The 16,869-nt window shown below is 62.4% G+C and carries 13 protein-coding genes; 2 read left to right on the top strand and 11 right to left on the bottom strand.

Going from position 1 to position 16,869, the window contains the following annotated elements; all coding sequences use genetic code 11:
* Positions 1 to 170 precede the first annotated feature (170 nt).
* Genes ACZ9HU_RS16280 through ACZ9HU_RS16290 form a run of 3 tightly spaced genes read right to left on the bottom strand, consistent with a single transcriptional unit; the run spans position 171 to position 5,645 of the window.
* A complete protein-coding gene (locus ACZ9HU_RS16280) occupies positions 171 to 3,440 on the bottom strand; it encodes an error-prone DNA polymerase (protein WP_476106455.1) in 3,270 nt (1,089 codons plus the stop codon).
* Entirely contained in the window at positions 3,437 to 4,993 is a 1,557-nt protein-coding gene (locus ACZ9HU_RS16285; RefSeq protein WP_476106456.1) for a DUF6504 family protein, read from the bottom strand. The genes ACZ9HU_RS16280 and ACZ9HU_RS16285 overlap by 4 nt, the downstream gene beginning before the upstream one ends.
* Positions 4,914 to 5,645: an ImuA family protein gene (locus ACZ9HU_RS16290; protein ID WP_476106457.1), complete on the bottom strand. Its 732-nt coding sequence runs from the start codon at positions 5,643 to 5,645 to the stop codon at positions 4,914 to 4,916. The genes ACZ9HU_RS16285 and ACZ9HU_RS16290 overlap by 80 nt, the downstream gene beginning before the upstream one ends.
* A 174-nt stretch (positions 5,646 to 5,819) precedes the next feature.
* Here ACZ9HU_RS16290 and ACZ9HU_RS16295 point away from each other — a divergent pair, with 174 nt between their 5' ends.
* A complete protein-coding gene (locus ACZ9HU_RS16295) occupies positions 5,820 to 6,353 on the top strand; it encodes a hypothetical protein (RefSeq protein WP_476106458.1) in 534 nt (177 codons plus the stop codon).
* Here ACZ9HU_RS16295 and ACZ9HU_RS16300 read toward each other — a convergent pair.
* Positions 6,339 to 6,557, bottom strand: coding sequence for a hypothetical protein (locus ACZ9HU_RS16300; RefSeq protein WP_476106460.1), 219 nt, complete (start codon positions 6,555 to 6,557; stop codon positions 6,339 to 6,341). The two genes, ACZ9HU_RS16295 and ACZ9HU_RS16300, sit on opposite strands and share 15 nt — an antisense overlap.
* Positions 6,558 to 6,729: 172 nt before the next feature.
* Here ACZ9HU_RS16300 and ACZ9HU_RS16305 point away from each other — a divergent pair, with 172 nt between their 5' ends.
* Positions 6,730 to 6,930 (top strand): hypothetical protein, encoded by a 201-nt coding sequence (locus tag ACZ9HU_RS16305; RefSeq protein ID WP_476106462.1) that lies wholly within the window; start codon positions 6,730 to 6,732, stop codon positions 6,928 to 6,930.
* 8 nt (positions 6,931 to 6,938) lie between these two features.
* On the opposite strand, the gene ACZ9HU_RS16310 is transcribed toward ACZ9HU_RS16305, so the two are convergent.
* The 7 genes from ACZ9HU_RS16310 to ltrA all read right to left on the bottom strand — a co-directional run bounded on the left by ACZ9HU_RS16310 (position 6,939) and on the right by ltrA (position 16,582).
* Positions 6,939 to 9,758, bottom strand: a complete 2,820-nt coding sequence (locus ACZ9HU_RS16310; protein WP_476106464.1) for a conjugal transfer protein TraG N-terminal domain-containing protein — start codon at positions 9,756 to 9,758, stop codon at positions 6,939 to 6,941.
* Positions 9,759 to 9,775: 17 nt separating this feature from the next.
* Positions 9,776 to 11,230, bottom strand: a complete 1,455-nt coding sequence (locus tag ACZ9HU_RS16315) for a conjugal transfer protein TraH (protein ID WP_476106467.1) — start codon at positions 11,228 to 11,230, stop codon at positions 9,776 to 9,778.
* Positions 11,230 to 12,057: a conjugal transfer protein TraF gene (locus ACZ9HU_RS16320; RefSeq protein WP_476106468.1), complete on the bottom strand. Its 828-nt coding sequence runs from the start codon at positions 12,055 to 12,057 to the stop codon at positions 11,230 to 11,232. Before ACZ9HU_RS16320 ends, ACZ9HU_RS16315 begins: the two co-directional genes overlap by 1 nt.
* Positions 12,044 to 12,274, bottom strand: a complete 231-nt coding sequence (locus ACZ9HU_RS16325) for a hypothetical protein (protein ID WP_476106469.1) — start codon at positions 12,272 to 12,274, stop codon at positions 12,044 to 12,046. Before ACZ9HU_RS16325 ends, ACZ9HU_RS16320 begins: the two co-directional genes overlap by 14 nt.
* Positions 12,275 to 12,339: 65 nt before the next feature.
* The gene (locus ACZ9HU_RS16330; protein ID WP_476106472.1) at positions 12,340 to 14,205 is read right to left on the bottom strand and encodes a conjugal transfer protein TraN; all 1,866 of its coding nucleotides are present in this window, start codon (positions 14,203 to 14,205) and stop codon (positions 12,340 to 12,342) included.
* Positions 14,202 to 14,948: a type-F conjugative transfer system pilin assembly protein TrbC gene (gene trbC / locus ACZ9HU_RS16335; RefSeq protein WP_476106473.1), complete on the bottom strand. Its 747-nt coding sequence runs from the start codon at positions 14,946 to 14,948 to the stop codon at positions 14,202 to 14,204. The genes ACZ9HU_RS16330 and trbC overlap by 4 nt, the downstream gene beginning before the upstream one ends.
* An 11-nt stretch (positions 14,949 to 14,959) precedes the next feature.
* Positions 14,960 to 16,582 (bottom strand): group II intron reverse transcriptase/maturase, encoded by a 1,623-nt coding sequence (ltrA, locus tag ACZ9HU_RS16340; RefSeq protein WP_476106474.1) that lies wholly within the window; start codon positions 16,580 to 16,582, stop codon positions 14,960 to 14,962.
* Positions 16,583 to 16,869 lie beyond the last annotated feature (287 nt).

The following is a 16,869-nucleotide window of genomic DNA, read 5'->3' on the forward strand; positions in this document are numbered from 1 at the left end:
ATACAATTGCGTGAGCAGAAGTGCTGTGACGCGTTGGCCGTAAGCTGGCCCCCGTGGGTAATATAGGGTTGCCCGGGCTCCCTGCCATGAGATGGAAGGATGTCTCTCGTCCGAATACCTATGCGCAGACCGGCGAGCCAATGGACACGCTCCGACGCGTTCCGACAAGATCAGCGGAAGTCGCGCGACCGGACCTTTATGCCGGGATCGGGTGGCGGCGTCAGCGATCTGCGATCCCACGAAACCAGGTCGCGAGGATCACACCGGAGCGGATGTTTGGCCACGTCGGCGCGACTAACGCGGTAGATATCGGCGACATCCGCGCGTGTGCCAACGCTGGCGAGGAGCGGCGATAAATCATCGAGCCGTTGGGCGACCACATGGATCACCTCGCCCTCGCGCTGAACCTGGCCGCGCACGCCCATCATCGACGCGCCCAGGACGGTGCGCCGATGCTTCTCGAACACGTTGGTCCATACTACCAGGTTGGCGACGTTCGTTTCGTCCTCCAGCGTGATGAACATGACGCCCTTGGCGGAGCCCGGCTTCTGTCTGACCAGCACGATCCCCGCGAGATTGATCCAGCGGCCGTCTTTCATGGACTGCAGATCATCGCAGGTGATCATCTTGCGATTGCGCAATTCGTCGCGCAGGAACGCCAGCGGATGGGCTCGGAGCGACAGGCCAGAGGCCCGATAATCCTCGACCACCTCCGCGCCGGCGCCCATCGGTGCAAGGATGATCGTCGGTTCGATCGCTTCCTGTCGGAGCGTGCCTTCACGTTCGTCCGCCGCAGCGAACAAGGGCAATGCTGCATTGCCGAGTCCCTTAACGCTCCACAGTCCCTCACGCCGATTGTTCCCCAATGAGCCGAACCCATCGGCTTCGCCGATCCGATCCAGAGCGCCGCGCCCCACGCCGGCACGTCGCTGGATTTCCTCGACGCTCTCATAATGTTGATCGGCGCGCGCCGTGACGATCGCCGCGGCATCGCGGTTGGCGAGCTCATTCACCATGCGAAGGCCCAGCCGAACGGCGAGATAGCGGCCGCCCGTTGGTTCAAGGGTGCAATCCCAGCGGCTGTGATTGACGTCGATCGGGCGGATCTCGACACCATGCTGACGCGCGTCGCGCACGATTTGGGCCGGGGCATAAAAGCCCATGGGCTGGGCATTGAGAAGCGCGGCGCAAAACACATCGGGATGATGGCATTTCACCCAACTGCTGGCGTAGGCGATCAGCGCAAAGCTAGCGGCGTGGCTTTCCGGGAAACCATAAGAGCCGAAGCCCTCGATCTGTTTGAACGTGCGCTCCGCGAATTCCTGATCGTATCCGCGCGCGACCATGCCATCGATCAGCTTGTCTCGAAAATGTGAGACGCCGCCTGTCAGCTTGAATGTCGCCATCGCCCGCCGAAGCAGATCCGCTTCGCTCGGTGTGAAGCCAGCGCATTCGATCGCCACGCGCATCGCCTGCTCCTGAAACAGCGGCACCCCCAAGGTCTTCTCGAGTACGCGCCGCAGTTCCTCGGTCGGATAGGTGACGGCCTCCTCGCCGTTGCGCCGGCGACGATAAGGGTGGACCATATCGCCCTGGATCGGCCCGGGGCGCACGATCGCCACCTGAATGACCAGATCATAGAAGGTGCGCGGCGCCATCAACGGAATGGACGCCATCTGTGCGCGGCTCTCGATCTGGAAGACACCCAAGGTATCGGCCTTGCGGATCATCGCGTAGGTCGCCGGATCCTCGGCGGGGATGGTCGCGAGATCGAGCTTCAGGCCCTTGTCATTCTCCATGAACTCGAACGCCCGCCGCATGCACGACAACATGCCCAGCGCCAGGACATCGACCTTCATGAAGCCCAGGAGATCGATATCGTCTTTGTCCCATTCGATCACCTGTCGATCTTCCATCGCAGCCGGCTCGATGGGCACCAATTCGTCGAGCCGATCGCGCGTCAGCACGAATCCGCCAGGATGCTGCGACAAATGGCGCGGCGTATTGATGAGCTGACGGGCCAATTCCAGGGTCAGCACCAGGCGCCGGTCGGCGAGGTCCAGATTGAGCTCTTCCGCGTGTTTTTCCTCGACGCCATCCTGGCTCCATCCCCAGACGGACCCGGCCAGACCCGCCGTCATGTCCTCGCTCAGGCCGAGCGCCTTGCCGACTTCGCGGACCGCGCCCCGCGCGCGATAGCGGGTCACGACGGCCGTCAGCGCCGAGTGCGTGCGGCCATAGGTCTCATAAATCCACTGAATCACTTCCTCTCGGCGCTCATGCTCGAAATCGACGTCGATATCGGGCGGCTCGCGCCGCTCGGCCGACACGAAGCGCTCGAACAGCAATTCCGAGCGCACCGGATCGATCGAGGTGATGCCCAGCACATAGCAAACGGCACTGTTTGCGGCCGACCCGCGTCCCTGGCAGATAATTTCGCGCCGCCGCGCCTCGGTCACGATGGAATGGACGGTCAGGAAATAGGGCGCATACTCAAGGTCCGCGATGAGCTTCAGCTCGTGGATCAGTTGCGAGCGCACCTTGTCGTCGACCCCGTCGGGATAGCGGTCGGGGGCCTTCTCCCATGTCAGCCGCTCCAGCTCCTCCTGCGGCGTCCGGCCGGGCACATTGATCTCATCCGGATATTGGTAACGGAGCTCCTCAAGGCTGAAACTGCACCGCGCCGCGATCTCGAGCGTGCGAGAGACGGGCGACGCATCCTTTAGATAGCGACGGAACAGCCGCTCCATTTCCTGACCGGTCTTGAGATGCCGATCGGCGAACCGCTCGCGCCGAGCGCCCAATTCGTCGATCGTGCATTTCTCCCGGATGCAGGTGACAACATCCTGCAGCATGCGGCGCTCTGGCGCGTGGTAGAGCACGTCATTGGTCGCGACCGTAGGAACGCGAGCCGCAGCCGCCAGGTTCGCGAGATCACGCAGCCGGATCGCATCTTTCGGTCGCCGCCGGATCGTCAGAGCCAGATAGGCACGGTCGGCGAAAATCCGTTTCGTTCGCGCAAGGGCGGCCTCGGTGCCGACGTCTGCCCGGTCAGGGCTCAGGATCGCGATCAGCCCGTCATTCCATTGTTCGACATCCGACCAGTCGAGATGACAGGCGCCCTTGCCGCCGCGTTCCTTGCCTATGCTGAGTAGTCGGCACATTCGGCCATAGGCTGCGCGGTCCGTCGGGTAGAGCAGTAGGGCCGTGTCGTCGCTCAGATCGATCCTGCATCCGATGATGGCACGAACGCCGGTGGTTCGTTCGGCATCCCAGGCCCGGACGATGCCGGCGACCGATCCTCGATCAACGACGCCGAGAGCAGGCAATCCGAGCAATGCGGCCGCGGCGAACAGCTCCTCAGGGGATGATGCGCCCCTCAGGAAGCTGAAGTGCGTCGTAACCTGCAGCTCGACATAGTTGGCGTCGACCTCGCTCATGCGAACGCACCGTGGATGAACCAGCGCATGGTGCCCGTAGCCGGATTTACGCCGTCACCGAGCCGGAACAGCCAGTATCGACCGCCTGTCTCGGTCTCGACCTGATAATAATCCCGGACGATCAGCGCCTTGTCGGCCTCATTGCCGCTCTCGCGCCACCATTCGCCGTGCAAGCGTTCCGGACCATCGCCTCGGGTCACCCGATAGCGCTTTCGACGCCACACGAAGAGGCGAGGGGCATCGTCTGGCAGCAGGGCAACCACGTCGATTGGCTCGGGTCGATCCAACATGCGGGCGGGACGAGGGAGGTCATCGTCCCACTGGGCGCCGCTATCTTTCGCAAGGGCAGGCATCGCGATGATCGAGCGCTCAGGCATACTGCTCGCGTGCGGCGCGGCGCGATGCAGGCTCCGTGGACCAAAGCGGTTGGCCAGCGCATCGACCAGAGAGGCGAGGTTCGGCCCGCGACGCGGGCTTTCCAACCCTTCGTCCTGTTGGGCCGCGAGCGCGTCAGCCAGCGGCGTCACGAGGGTCATTGCCTCAATGCCAAGCCCTGGCTCGACCGTCTCGATCTTAGCGCACAGCAATTTCGCGAGATGGCCTGCGTCGCGGGATGCGGTTGCGGTCCCGATGCGGATCGCCTGATTGTGGCCGTCCACACGGTGGAAATAGCAATCCAATCGGCGAGCGCCCTTGCCGATACAGGTGAGCTGCCCCACCACATCGGCAACGAGATCGCCGATCACCTGGGCGAAGGCTTCAGGTGTCGCGATCGGCTCCATGAAACCTCGACGGGCCCGCGGCAGATGTTCAGGGTAGATCGGCTCGATCGGCTCGGGCACGAAGCCGAGCGCCTGATCCAGCCGCCGATGCAATTCGCGGCCGAACCGTTTGGCGAGAGGGCCGCGCGGCGCACCGATGAGCTGTTCGATCCGCTCAAATCCGAGCTTGCGCAAACCTTCGACCTCGCGTCCTGGCAATCGCAACGCCGATATCGGCAGGATGGAAATGGCAGTGCGGTGTCCGCCCGGTTCGATCGTGACCGGCCGGCCGGCGGGTACATGCCGCGCAACGGCATGGGCGCAGCCCGCGGTGTCGGCCACAGCGATCTGGAGAGCCAGCCCCGACGCAGCAACACGGCGATGGAGATCCTTGAGCAGCGCCTTCTCGGTGCCAAAGAGACCCGCGCAGCCGGTGATGTCGAGCCAGATTCCGTCGGGCGCATCCGGTGATACGAAGGGTGAGTATCGGCGGCCCGCCCATAGCGCGAGATCGCGAAGTCCCTGCAGGTCGCCCTCCGGGTCGGCATCGACGACCTGCAATTCAGGGGCAAACGCTCGGGCCTTCGTCACGGTCATGCCGACGCGGATACCGAGCGCCTTAGCCTCGGCATCGACGGCAGCAATGACTTTCCTGCCGTGATCGGACACCGCGGTCACCAGCGGAAGATCAAGGACCAGGCCGTCACGGCACTCAGGCGACAATTTTGCGATCTTCCGCCGCAGCCGGTCGGTCGACCAGTGCGGCAGGAAGAGCGATACGACCCGTCGCATCGCACGCCTCCACGATCCAGGCGTGCGGATTACCACCGCGCACACGTTCCAAATCCACATGCCAACGAGGGCGACCCAGGCTCGGCAGACCGAGATCTTCGCTTGGTGAAGCGGTGATCCGCCAGCGTGTCATCGCTGCCGTCCCTTCGGCGACCTGTTCGGCCTTCGCCGCGCGACGAAACACGAAGGCCGCTACACCCGAGCTTTCCGCCGCCAATTGCAGGCGCTTCGATGCAGTAGTCGAATATTTCCCGACTTCGCCAACCACACCGGCGATGCAAGGGTGACGCAGGCACTCCTCCATCGCGAGCAGGACATTGGTGTCGCTGCCGGCCTCGACATAAATGACCCGATCTGGATGAAGACCGGCGAGATGAAGGGCAGGGGCAAACAGGTCGCGCCAGCGCAGGCACCAGAAGACGGGACCTTCCATTCGCGCCAGGATTCCCGCCAGAAAGACCGTCGCACTCGCCTCGTCTGCGAGATCGGGACTGCCCATCATTTCATGGAGAGCGCCTGCAGCAATGCCTCCGCCCGGCAATCGCTGATCCAGTTCGTCGATGCCGAACGGGATCGCTTCGCGCTGAACGCCTACGCCCTCGATACGCGCGATGCGCGCTCGCAAATCTTCAAGGACGGTTGATTGACGCATAGCATTCAGGAGACTCGGGACTCGTTGATTCGTTCCTTATTTGTTCTCGCTACCGGCAATGAGTCAAGCGGCTCGGATGGGCAGCTTCCGAAGCCTGTGGAATCTGCGAGAAAAATGTCGTCGTCCGTCCATTGTGGGATTCACATCTGCCCGAACGCAGCGTAGATTCATGCTATGTTCCATCAGGCCGACCTATTCGAAGCATCCGCCGAACCCGCCCGAGGGTTGGATACGCCAGGACTGTTGGCGGCGATCGCCGCTGCTTCGCCGCGGCCAAAATTCTCCTATCTGCTCCTTCAGCTCCTCGAGGAGGTGGCTGACGAAAAGGGCAGCGCCGGACCGAGCGTGGTGGTGAATGGCGACGCCGTGCCCGTCCGCGACTGGCTATGTGATGCCCTGGTCCCGATGGCCCAGCGTGCGCCTTGGCGCCGCTCGACGATCGAGACCGTGCGCGCCGCGCTCGAACAGGCTGATGAGTTACCGGCCGATCCGGCGCAGGCCGATCGCATGGTCAAGGAAAAGGTACGCGAGCGGGTTCGCCAATCGGGTCGCTGCAATGTCAGCCGTGCGGTGTCAGACCTGTGCCGCGGCGGCCTCCTGCGACGCCACTATCAGGGCTACAAGGTGGACCACCAGAACCGGGGCGCCCAGCGCGAGGCGGTCTACACGATCATGCCCGACGCCTTGGCCGCATTACGCCGGCGTTGAGTAACCTGTAATCGCGAGATCGGCATCCATCGCCGTCGCACGGACCAGGCGATCGGGCATCTGCAACAATTTCTCGGCCGCGGCGATGATCGCTTCGGCTTCGGTGGGATAGGATTCGGCCGAGCTGATCGATACCCCGTCGGGCAGTGCGATCGTTGCCTGAAATCCGTTGCCTTTAGGCGTCGCGCTCAATCGGACTTCCATGAAAGGTCTCCGCGGTGTATCGGGACTGATATTCCTATAAGATACTGATATTTAACATAATTCTTATTATCGCTCTACAAATTTCAAATTCCGGCACCGCCCCTAGTCGGGCCATTCTCGTTTGTAAAAGACGACACCAGATGATAATATTGCGGCCGGATGGAAGCCATCAATGTTAGACACAACGACCTACTTACTGACCCAGAATAACCCGGCGGGCCCGATCTTGCGTCCTGCCGAGCCGATGGCACATGAGCTTTTCGACAACAGCGATGACGATCTTAGCGAGCCCTCACATGGCCGCGTGATTGGTGGATTGATATCTCTCGTGCTGCTCGTGGCGACCGGCGCCTATTTTTATCTGACGCTCTAACCGCAACCTTATTTCCGCAAGTCCGGATCGGTGAAGAAGCCGCGATCGAGTTCTCGGCCCACCTCTGACTGGAGGTCTGCGTTTGCTCCTCCGCGACTGGTGCGCGCCGCCTGCGCTGCCCCCCGGTCGCCCTCAAGCCTGGTTTGACCGTCGGAAATGATCCGGGCCGCAGCACCGGGATCACCCGAGCCTCCGCCCTTCCCGATCCCGCTCACGCCATGGGGACGATACGATCCGCGCACACCGCCGGCGTCGAGATTGATGCGATTGACGTCGACCAGCGACGGATCCTTGACGTCGCCGCTGATCTCCGACCACAGACTGTCGCGCTTCTCCTGGGCCCATTGCTGGATCAGCTGATCGCGCACGGTGCGCTGCTGCGAGGTCAGATCGGTAGCCCAAAGTTCCGGCGCATCGAGGTTTGGATGGAGCGCCTGCTGTAGTCTGTACCACTGGGCGAGGTCCTGGCTCATATTCTCGCTGAGTTGCATGCCGTGGGATTCGGCAAAGCTCGCGTCGCGCGCCAGAGATTGCGACAATTCCTCCATGCGCCGCGCAGCTTCGGTATAAGATTTTGCCCGCGCCAGCGCATCCTCGGTGCTTACCGACGATGACGATGTCATGGACGATCGGCTGAAGGAGCCAGAGCGGACGTAGGTCCCATCAGACGTGCTCGCGCCGCTGCCGTTGGAATGCTCATCACGCACCCCGCTCGACGACGAACTGGAGCTATCCGACGACCGCGTTTGATCCGCACCATAGCGGAGGGTATCTTGCTGGCTGCCGGTCTTGCTGACCCCCAATGAACCACCGACATTGGGCAGGAGGCCCCCGGCGCCTGGACGCCCCCCGCCAGCCTTCCGGCCACCACCAGCGCCGCCGCCAATCCCACCATTGATCCCGCCGCTCACCTGGTCGAGCGTTCCGGCCGAACGATCATGACCCTGGGAAATACGCTCGCTGAGGCCGGTGGAGGACCGCTCCTCTATGCCCTGAGAACTCGATCCGGTGACGCGATCGAATTTTTCGACATTTGTGTTGGCCGACGCGCCGCTACCGGACTCAAAGCCCCTCGACCGTTCGGACGAGACGCCGAAGGCGGTGCGGTTCGTGTGCGTGCTGGTCAGGATATCCTGAGCCGCATTCTCCCAGGCCTCTGCCTGCCGATGGGCAGCGCTGGACATCTCGCGCCATTCGGCGACGGTGCCGCTGTTCATCGTCGGCGTGAAGCCAAGGCGCGAAATTGCGCCCGACATGTCGATGACATCCTGCCCATTGCCGAAACCCGACACGACGGCGCCATTGTCCTGACGCCAGCCCACGCTTGTCGCGCCGCCCATGAAACTCGGCGCCACGGACCACTGGTCGCTCTGGCGCATGTTCGACGTCGCATTTGCCCAGCTCACATTGCCGTAGGAATAATTCCCCGTGGTTTGCTCCAGCGCGGCAGCTTCTGCCGCGTTCTGCGCGGGCGCGAGCATCGAAGTCGCCTGCCCCGCGATCGACATCGCTCCCCGCGCAAGGCCGGCGGCCAGGAACGGGATGCTCATCAACATGAACCCGGCGATCGTCGCCGTCTCTCCGTTTACGGCGCCGATGCCGGCATAGGTGCCCAACGTGATCCCGCCGGGCGCGACGCCGGCAGCCGCCGCCTCTGCCCGCGTCATGCAGATCATGTGCAGGATGACGTAGAGCGGTCCCCATGCAGCAAGGTAGAAGAAGCCCATCGCATAGCCCTTGAGGGTTCCGAGACCCGTCTGCGGCATCAGGAACAATGGGAAAATCACCGGGAACATCGCGAAAAAGACTACGGTCAGCACGATGTTGAGGATCGGCACCCAGGCCATCGCCTGCTGCGCGATTGAGTTATAGGTGTTGCGCGCCTGGATGTCGGCGCGCGTCTGCGCGAAGGTGTCGATCGTCGCGGCGCCCGATCCCCCCGCCATGCTGTTGCGGGCTTGCATGAACGCATTGATCGCCGTGTTCTGCCGCATGGAATCGCTGTAGTTGCTGCCCGAGCCGGTGAAGGCTGCATTGGCGATCGGCAGATCGTGCTTCAGCTTATCGGCCGCCAGCGCATTGCTCAGCTTGGGATAAAGCTCCTTACCCCAAAACGGCGTGTTCGCCTCGATCATCGGCGCCCACCGGGCATTGAGCATGTCGTAGGCCTGACGGCAGGTGACGATCGCGCTGGTGACCGTGCCGTCGCCCTGCCGCTCAAGCCATTCCTGTGACCGGGCTTCCGAGCCGGGCCCGATCTCTGCCCAGAGATCCTTCGATTGCGCCAGTACGGTCAGCGACTTCCGGTAGAGCATCACGTCGCCGAATACGCATTTCTTGAAATGCTCCTCGAGATTGGTCGAAAACTCGGCGTCGCGGATGACGAAATTGCGGGTCGCGTCGAACAGACGCGCACCATAGACCATGCCATTGGTCGAATAATTGAGCTCGCTCGGCATCACGAAAACGGTCTCGGCCGTGCGCGTCAGCCAGTCACCGATCTGCGTGGTGAAGCTCGCAAGCACGCCCAGCCCAAGGGGCACGTTCGCGACGGTCGCCGGCGCCAGGGACGGATTGATCCGGTCGGTGACCTTCACGTCGATGGTCGGCACCATGAGGCAGAGATAGATGGCGGTCGACTGCAGGAACCAGTTCATCCAGACGCGGAAGTTCATCGTGAAGGCGACGACGAGCAACGAATAGATGAGCCCCATCACCATCACGACGCGGAGGAGCGAGCGATATCCCCCTCCCCCGGACCAGGCAGCGACGGCGTTGAACGTGTTGACGAGATACTCCCCGCCCCCGACCGTGAAGACCTCGAGCATCGCGCCGGCCCCCTTCCCTAGTTCAGCCCTTGTGCGTTCAACCCGCGCGAGAAATTGAGCGCGGAGGCCATGCCCGGCGTCATCGAATTCTGGAGCGTGGACTCGAGCATGATGCTGCGATCGATGATCTGCATCGTCACCTGCAGCTTGTTCGACAGCTTGACGTCACGCTGCGAGAATTTTTGCCGCGTGGCGGCGATCTGCTGTTTCCACTGGGTCGCCGTCGCCTGGTCGAAGGTCTGATAGTGGGTCTGCGCCTGCTCGACCCGGTCGAGCATGTTGTCCAGCATCGCCGCCAGCAGGTCCACCGCGACGATCTCGGACAGCGTCTCAATCTCGCCGTCAGTCAGCGCATAGTGAGCATAGGCCTGGACCGAGAGGATCTTATAAAGTGGGACGGTCGCGAGATTGAGGAGCTGCCTTTCCGAGGCGTCGAGCGCGGTATCCGTGCGGATCTTGCTGCTCATCGAGCGGATCATGCTGGCAATCCGCGGCCGTAACGCGGAAGATGCGGGCACCGACAAGGTCTGCTCGCCGACGTCATAGCAATCGGTGTCATTGCATTTCAGCATCTTCACGGCGGGCGCTCCCGCAGTCCCGTCGAGCAGCGCGGTGACAACGGCTTCCTCCGCGGGGCCGAACATCACCACCTTCCCGCCAACGCTCGGATCAGACGATGGCGTCGTCACCACGGTGCCAACCAGGGTCATGATATATTCCGAGAATGACTGGTCGAACGCCCCGAACTTGGCGGACTTCTTCAGGGCCTCCCAGGTGTAGTTGTGCGGCTCGCCGACGAGCTGGTCCTTCATATTGGCATCCGTGTTGCCAGCTATCGTGCTGTCACGGCGGTTGCCGTTGTTGCAGCCTTGCCGCGACGCGGCCCAGTCGGAAAAAACGCCCTGGCTGTTGCCCACCGCTTCGCAAATGGTCGACCGGGTCGTTTCCATCTGCGGCCAGATCCCGCCGACCAGCGCCTGCGCTGTCTCGCAGCTCGAGATGTTCATCTGGTTGAGCAGCTGAGCCTTCTGGCTGAACTCATCCATCACCTTGCCGATCTCCGGCGACACGGAGTCGATCGCGAGCTTGAAAGCGAAGCCCAGTGCGTTGTTGGCAGTCGCCTTCAGCATCGCCACGATTTCAGAGGCATTGATGAATGAGAAACTGCCGGCGAACAGATCGATACCGCCGCAACCGGCCCGGGCGCTGGGAAGCTGCAGGTTGAACGGCGAAACGCTCTTCTGCGGGAAGCGCGTCCAGACGTTCCCAAGCGAATAATAGCCGGCCGACTGGCCCTCGAACGCGGTCGGCCCGGTGACGTTTGCGGCGCCGCCGGCGTCGTTGAAAAAGCCGTTCATCTGGGACGCAACATCGGCGCGCGCGACGCCAACGATCGCAAAATGCGAGGCTGCAACCAGCGCCATGGCGGTGCCGAGCTTCCGGCGCAGCGCGCCATTCTTTGCCTGTGCCATCAGTAATCGCTCCCGACCTTCGTGTTGGTCAGCATGAAAATGCGGTCCATGATTTCGTCGGCGCTGAGCACGCCATAGCCAACCGGAATGGTCCGCTTGGTCTGTGTGTCGAACAGGACCAGCGCCGGCGTCTCGTTGCCGGGCACGCCCATCCGCGCGCGCTGCCCGGAGTCGACGACATAGTTCGGGAAGTCCTTGCTCGGGCCGCCGTCCATGGACACGGCCATCACCGTCATCCGGTGACTGTCGGTCACCGACCGCAGGATCGGCGCGAACACCTCGCAGGCGCCGCAGCTTTGGGCGTAGAAATAAAACAACCCATAACGCTGGCCGAGGCTCGTAAGGACCGTGTCCCGATCCGCCTTGCGATTGTCCAGCCAGAGACGCTTGCCCACCGTCGAGACCGGGCGTTGCAGCGTATAGTCGAGATCCGGGTTCTGCCACAGCGCACGCTGCCAGGTATCGGAGAAGGTCGATGCGCGATCGAGCTGCTCTCGTTGGAAGCGGATATAGTTGATGACGTTGGCTTCGGTCGGATCGAGGATCGCCTTGGCCTTCAACTCATCGAGCTGCCTGGTGATCGCGGCGATACGATCCGAGGCGCGTTCTTCCTCGATCGGCGTGGCAGGTTTGGCATTGTCCGCCGGCTTCGGCTTTGCGCAATAGAACCACTGCCCCAACCTTCGTTCGCCGCAGTAGAAATCATCCGGCCTGTCCTGGTCGATCGCCTCATTCCGGGCTGACGGGACATCCTGAGCAGCGACAGGTGGCGTGCCGATCATCGCCGCCAGCGCCGCCAGAATTGCGCCCATGTCAGAGCGCCGCATGGTTCGCCCTCCCCTCGCTCTCCTGTGCAGGGAGCTGTTGCGGCACCCTGCTGGCCCGATCGACGTGCACCTGGTCCTCGCGGAAGTGGACGCAGCAATCTGCGATCGTGGCTGGATGCCGGGAAGCGCACGGCATCGGCCGCGACGGTGGTTGCTCTGAAGGATGCAGCAGGAGCGCGGTCGCGATGACGGGCACCTCAAGAAGCGGCAGCGGCATGGTTCGTCTCCCTGTTTTCGGAGCCTACTTCGCCTTCCCGCGAGGCGGGGGCCATCAGGACCCCCTCACTTGCCATGGAGGTCGTAGTAGGATTGAATCTTGGACTGGATGTCCGTCATGGTCTGGACTTCATCAGGCAGCTTGGCCGCATCCATGAAGTCCGCGTAGACCTCCGTGAAATTCATGACCGACAGATCGAGCCGGGCAAATTCCTCGACGGTGAAGCCGGCGCACTGTTCGTTTTTCGGTGAACCCCATCCCTTGCCCAGTTGGGGCCGACCCTGTTCCTGAAGCACGCGGCTGAGTTTGCTCTCGAAGCAGCAATAAGCCGTCCGCTTCGTGGTGCAGATGCCCAGGATCTTCGACGAACAGTAGGTTCCGAGATTGTGACACAGGCCCATGCGGTCCTTGATGTCGAGCTTCATCTCGTCCTGCGAACAGGCGAAAAGGGTGAGGAAAGGCGTCGCCAGTGCGGCGATCGCTGCAGGCCCGCCGGCCAGTGCGGCTGCGCCTGCGCCGACCGTCAGCAGGCCTGACGTCTTGCCGGCGCAGCAGTTGATCAGGCCGAAGACGGGCTTGTGGCAGCTCTCACGATTGCCCTTGAACACCGTGAAATTGTTCTCGTCGAACTCCTTGCCGGCCTGATCGATCGAATGGAGTGCGACGAGCGCATCCTTGAACTCGGTCGACGCTTTGCGGACGATCGGCTCGCAGTCGCCGTTGATGCAATATACGTCGTTGCCGCAGATATATTGCGGCGCGTCGGTGGTCCCACCCGATGGTGTCGGGCATTGATAGACGCGGTTCTCGACCTTGCACGGCCCGCCGCTGCCATCGTCGTCCAGGCATTCGGTGCGAAGATAAGTGCAGCTTCCGTTCGCCTCGAGCTCACCGCAATCATTGGCCGCCGAGACGCGATTGCATTGATAGGTGCGCTGCCAGGCCCAGCAGGGTTGAGTCACGGACACGCCATCGATGATCCTCGTGACCGGGTCGCTCGACGTGCAGACCTCGGTTTCGAGCGTGCAATTGGCATCGGCAGCATTCGCCGCGCACAGACCTTCGTTCCGCGTGATCACCGGCACCGCCGGCTCTTCCTGTTTCGTGAGCCAGTAGTTCCCGGTCGAGATCACATAGCCCGGATGATATTCTCCGGGCGTGATGCCCTGTGCTTCCGCCGTACATTTGACCTCGACGGCGGTGTGACCAAGGCTCTTGCAGGTCGGCGCGGCCGTGTAGCCGTAGGCGCCCATATTGTCGCAATAGTCGATCGGCCGACTTTCCCAGCAGACACCGGACGCGATCTCGTCGTCGAAGGCGGCTCGGGCCGGATAAGGTCCCCCGTCTGTCGGAAGAAAGCTCAATCTGCCGGTATAATAGGTGTAGATCGTCCGCTTCTCGGCCCGCACATCGAGCGTGACGGCACAGGTGCGTGCTTCAGGCGTGACCTTGCTGCCCGCATTGCAGCTCGCTTCGTAATAGCCAGCGCCGCCGGTCGCGGGCGGCAATGGCACGCAGGAACCGCCGCTGCCAGTATATTGCTCGCCGGCGAGATATGCCGACGGATCATTCTCAATCGACGTCGCCCGCGTCGTGGTCGCGAGGATCTCCGAATTGCTGAACGTCGCACGGCTACGATCGGCATCTGTGGTGATGCGATATTGTTCGTTGGAGGATTTCGAGGATTGGGCGGCTGATTCCAGTCGTTCAGGATCGTCAAAATAGGACCCTTCGGGCAGATTGGTGCCGGAATAGCCTGGCACAGCCGCCGCCTGCGCCTCGCTGGAGGGCACCAGCGTCGTATCGCTGCGCTTCTCCGTTCCAAATGCCTTACCCTGCTGCCGCGCCTCCTCGATGGTAGTCTGGGCCAGAACCGGCGGCACGACCGGCAGCGCAGCAAGCGCCGCAGCAAAGGCGAGGATCGATCTCACGGATTGACCTTGCGCATGTTGGAAAGGCCGACCGCAGCGACACGCGCGCCCGGCCCATTCCCCTCTGCGAACTGTTCGAGCGCATATTGCACCGACACGTTGCCGACCATGCGGTCATAGGGAGGAACCTTGGTCTGGCAGGAAAATCCCGCGCATAGATCGAAATCCGAGGAGACCGCGACGTAGGTCGGTACTGCCTGCACATCGAATGCGCGAAACAGGCGCGGATCGATGCCCACATTGGCAAAGTCGTCCTGCCGATCGACGATCTTGCCGAGAGCGGTGGCAAACTCCTTCATCGAATTATTGGGAAAGCCCCGGAAAACCACGACGCCGCCGGCTTTGGCGGTGTCGCCGATCAACGTCTTGAGCGACTGCGGCGGCATGGAGAGGCTGGCGAAGACGATGAACTGAGGTGCATCGCCCTTACCGGCCGTGGCATTCGATGCCGCGCCCGCGACGATCTCATCGAAATCGACCGGACCAGCTGGTCCCTTGGGCAAATCGCTCTTCGCCACCCGCTGCATGTTCGCCATACCGGCGTCGTTCGTGTTGGAGGCATCCTCTCGGAATGCGTCGCCCCGATCCTTCACCTGGTTGACGAAGGCCTCAGCATCGGCCTGGAGCTCGGCGGAGCGCTTCTTGATCGCCTGCACGTCGATCCCGTCGACACTCTGCGCGAGCACCGCCGATATGCCGGCGATCCCGAGGAGCGCAGCAGAAGCCCAAAGAAAAGCGCGCATCGAAAGGCCTCCTAGAGTAGAGTCAGACGTGGGCGCTGTGGGGTGTCTCCACCGCCAGTTTCCCACGCCTGCTCTCCGAACCGGACGTGCACCTTTCGTTGTGCATCCGGCTCTCCAGAAGCCTTGGCGAACTCGGGTTTCTTCATCCATTTGAGATCGAACCTCCGAACCGGCACGTAGCTCATCAAGAATTGCTCCGTGCCACCTTCGGCCCAGACCGAGCTGCCCGGATGGGCGGTGCTCGGCCTGCGCCACGATGCGATTTTCCTCCCGGGTACACGTTGGTGTTTGGCCCGCAGCCACAGCCAGAGGCGTTGGCGCACATGCCAGTCGAGACTGGCAAGAATGCGCTTGGCCCCTACGCAGTAGCGATAGTAGGCGGACCACCCCCGGAGGTATGGATTAAGTTCCTGAAGCATGGCCGTGAGTGAACGCCGAAGCGTTTGCCTACGCGCCAGTTGATTGACCCGTATGCGGAAGCCCTTGATCGGCTCGCGGGGGATTTCGATGCGGGCATGAAGCCCGAACCGCTTGTCCCACTTGAGCCGCACACGGCATCCCAAGAACCGACAGCCCTTGGTCAGCGCAGTGATGCGCGTCTTTTCGGGCGATAGCGTCAGACCCATCGCCTCGTGCAGGTAGGTCGCCAGCGCCTGCTTTTCGGCAAGAGCGTCAGCTTCCGTCCCCGACACGAAGATCAGAAAGTCATCGGCATAGCGGACAGGGTAGAAGACCGTTCGACCGGCCTTTCGATCCTTGTCGCGCTTGATCGCCGCGAGCCTGATCCCATCGGATTTAAGCTCCGGGCTTTCGGGGCGGCGCACCCAGTCCCGATACCGTTCCTCGATCACGCTCAGCGCAATGTTGGCCAGTAGCGGTGAGAGCACGCCACCTTGCGGCGTGCCGGTGTCGGTGGGGCTGTACGTGACATGCTCCAAAACCCCGGCCTTGAGGAACTGCACGATCAACCGGTTCACCTTGAGGTCCGCGACGCCGTGGCGCACACGTTCCATTAGTGGGTGATGGCCGATGTTGTCGAAGCAGGCCTCAATGTCGCCTTCGATTACCCATTGGTACGGCGCATTGTGTCGGTAGCCATCTGCCGCAGGCTTACCCCGCGACTGTATGGTCACACGGATATGTTCGAGACAGGCCTGACTGCCCCGTCCGGGCCGGAACCCGTATGAGACAGGCCAGAACCGGGCCTCGAAGATCGGCTCCAGAACTTGTTTGACCGCGCACTGCACCACGCGATCCCTGACCGTAGGGATACCAAGGGGTCGGAACTTCCCCGGTTTGCCCGGCTTTGGAATCCACTTCCTTCGTGCAGGAGACGGACGATAATCGCCCGCCCGGAGCTCCTCGCGGAGCTCATGAAGGAATCTGTCGACGCCAATTCCGGTGGCAATTTTCTCTACGGTCGCCCCGTCGATCCCCGGAGTGCGCTTGCCGCGATTACCGGCCATCGTCCTCCAGGCCATGTACAAGTTGCGGGGATCGGTCACCCAATTCCACAAGTCGCAGTATGGTTCTTCGGGGTTTTCCCGACTCCACTGGTAGAGCTTTCTCTGAACGCCGAGGAGCCAAGCCTGTGGGGCTTGATTACCAGAGTCCACTGGTAGTTCCTCCGTCATAAAAGCCCACCGACTTCCTGCCCGCCTTCGCCATGTGGACGGCTTTCCCGCCCTCGGACTACTACGCAGGCTCCGCCCCACCAGCACCCATCCCCGGTCTCCGCGGATAGCCTGCTCCGAAGCAGGCGGACGATGGTGGTTCCCGTGTTCCGACGATCAACCTTGGACCCGTAGGTGTGACGCTTAACCCCTTGCGGCTCGGGCGTGCGGGCAAGAAAGGACGACCCGCACACGAATGCTCGACGAGCATTCACCAGAAGGCAGCACAACAAACCAACCGGTTCACA

It is taken from the genome of Novosphingobium sp. Sphag1I (genome assembly GCF_056279125.1).

What these genes read in the sequence shown, in the direction of transcription:
- ACZ9HU_RS16280 (WP_476106455.1), bottom strand. Translation starts at nt 3,440, where the DNA reads ATGAGCGAGGTCGACGCCAACTATGTCGAGCTGCAGGTTACGACGCAC.
- ACZ9HU_RS16285 (WP_476106456.1), bottom strand. Translation starts at nt 4,993, where the DNA reads ATGCGACGGGTCGTATCGCTCTTCCTGCCGCACTGGTCGACCGACCGG.
- ACZ9HU_RS16290 (WP_476106457.1), bottom strand. Translation starts at nt 5,645, where the DNA reads ATGCGTCAATCAACCGTCCTTGAAGATTTGCGAGCGCGCATCGCGCGT.
- ACZ9HU_RS16295 (WP_476106458.1), top strand. Translation starts at nt 5,820, where the DNA reads ATGTTCCATCAGGCCGACCTATTCGAAGCATCCGCCGAACCCGCCCGA.
- ACZ9HU_RS16300 (WP_476106460.1), bottom strand. Translation starts at nt 6,557, where the DNA reads ATGGAAGTCCGATTGAGCGCGACGCCTAAAGGCAACGGATTTCAGGCA.
- ACZ9HU_RS16305 (WP_476106462.1), top strand. Translation starts at nt 6,730, where the DNA reads ATGTTAGACACAACGACCTACTTACTGACCCAGAATAACCCGGCGGGC.
- ACZ9HU_RS16310 (WP_476106464.1), bottom strand. Translation starts at nt 9,758, where the DNA reads ATGCTCGAGGTCTTCACGGTCGGGGGCGGGGAGTATCTCGTCAACACG.
- ACZ9HU_RS16315 (WP_476106467.1), bottom strand. Translation starts at nt 11,230, where the DNA reads ATGGCACAGGCAAAGAATGGCGCGCTGCGCCGGAAGCTCGGCACCGCC.
- ACZ9HU_RS16320 (WP_476106468.1), bottom strand. Translation starts at nt 12,057, where the DNA reads ATGCGGCGCTCTGACATGGGCGCAATTCTGGCGGCGCTGGCGGCGATG.
- ACZ9HU_RS16325 (WP_476106469.1), bottom strand. Translation starts at nt 12,274, where the DNA reads ATGCCGCTGCCGCTTCTTGAGGTGCCCGTCATCGCGACCGCGCTCCTG.
- trbC (WP_476106473.1), bottom strand. Translation starts at nt 14,948, where the DNA reads ATGCGCGCTTTTCTTTGGGCTTCTGCTGCGCTCCTCGGGATCGCCGGC.
- ltrA (WP_476106474.1), bottom strand. Translation starts at nt 16,582, where the DNA reads ATGACGGAGGAACTACCAGTGGACTCTGGTAATCAAGCCCCACAGGCT.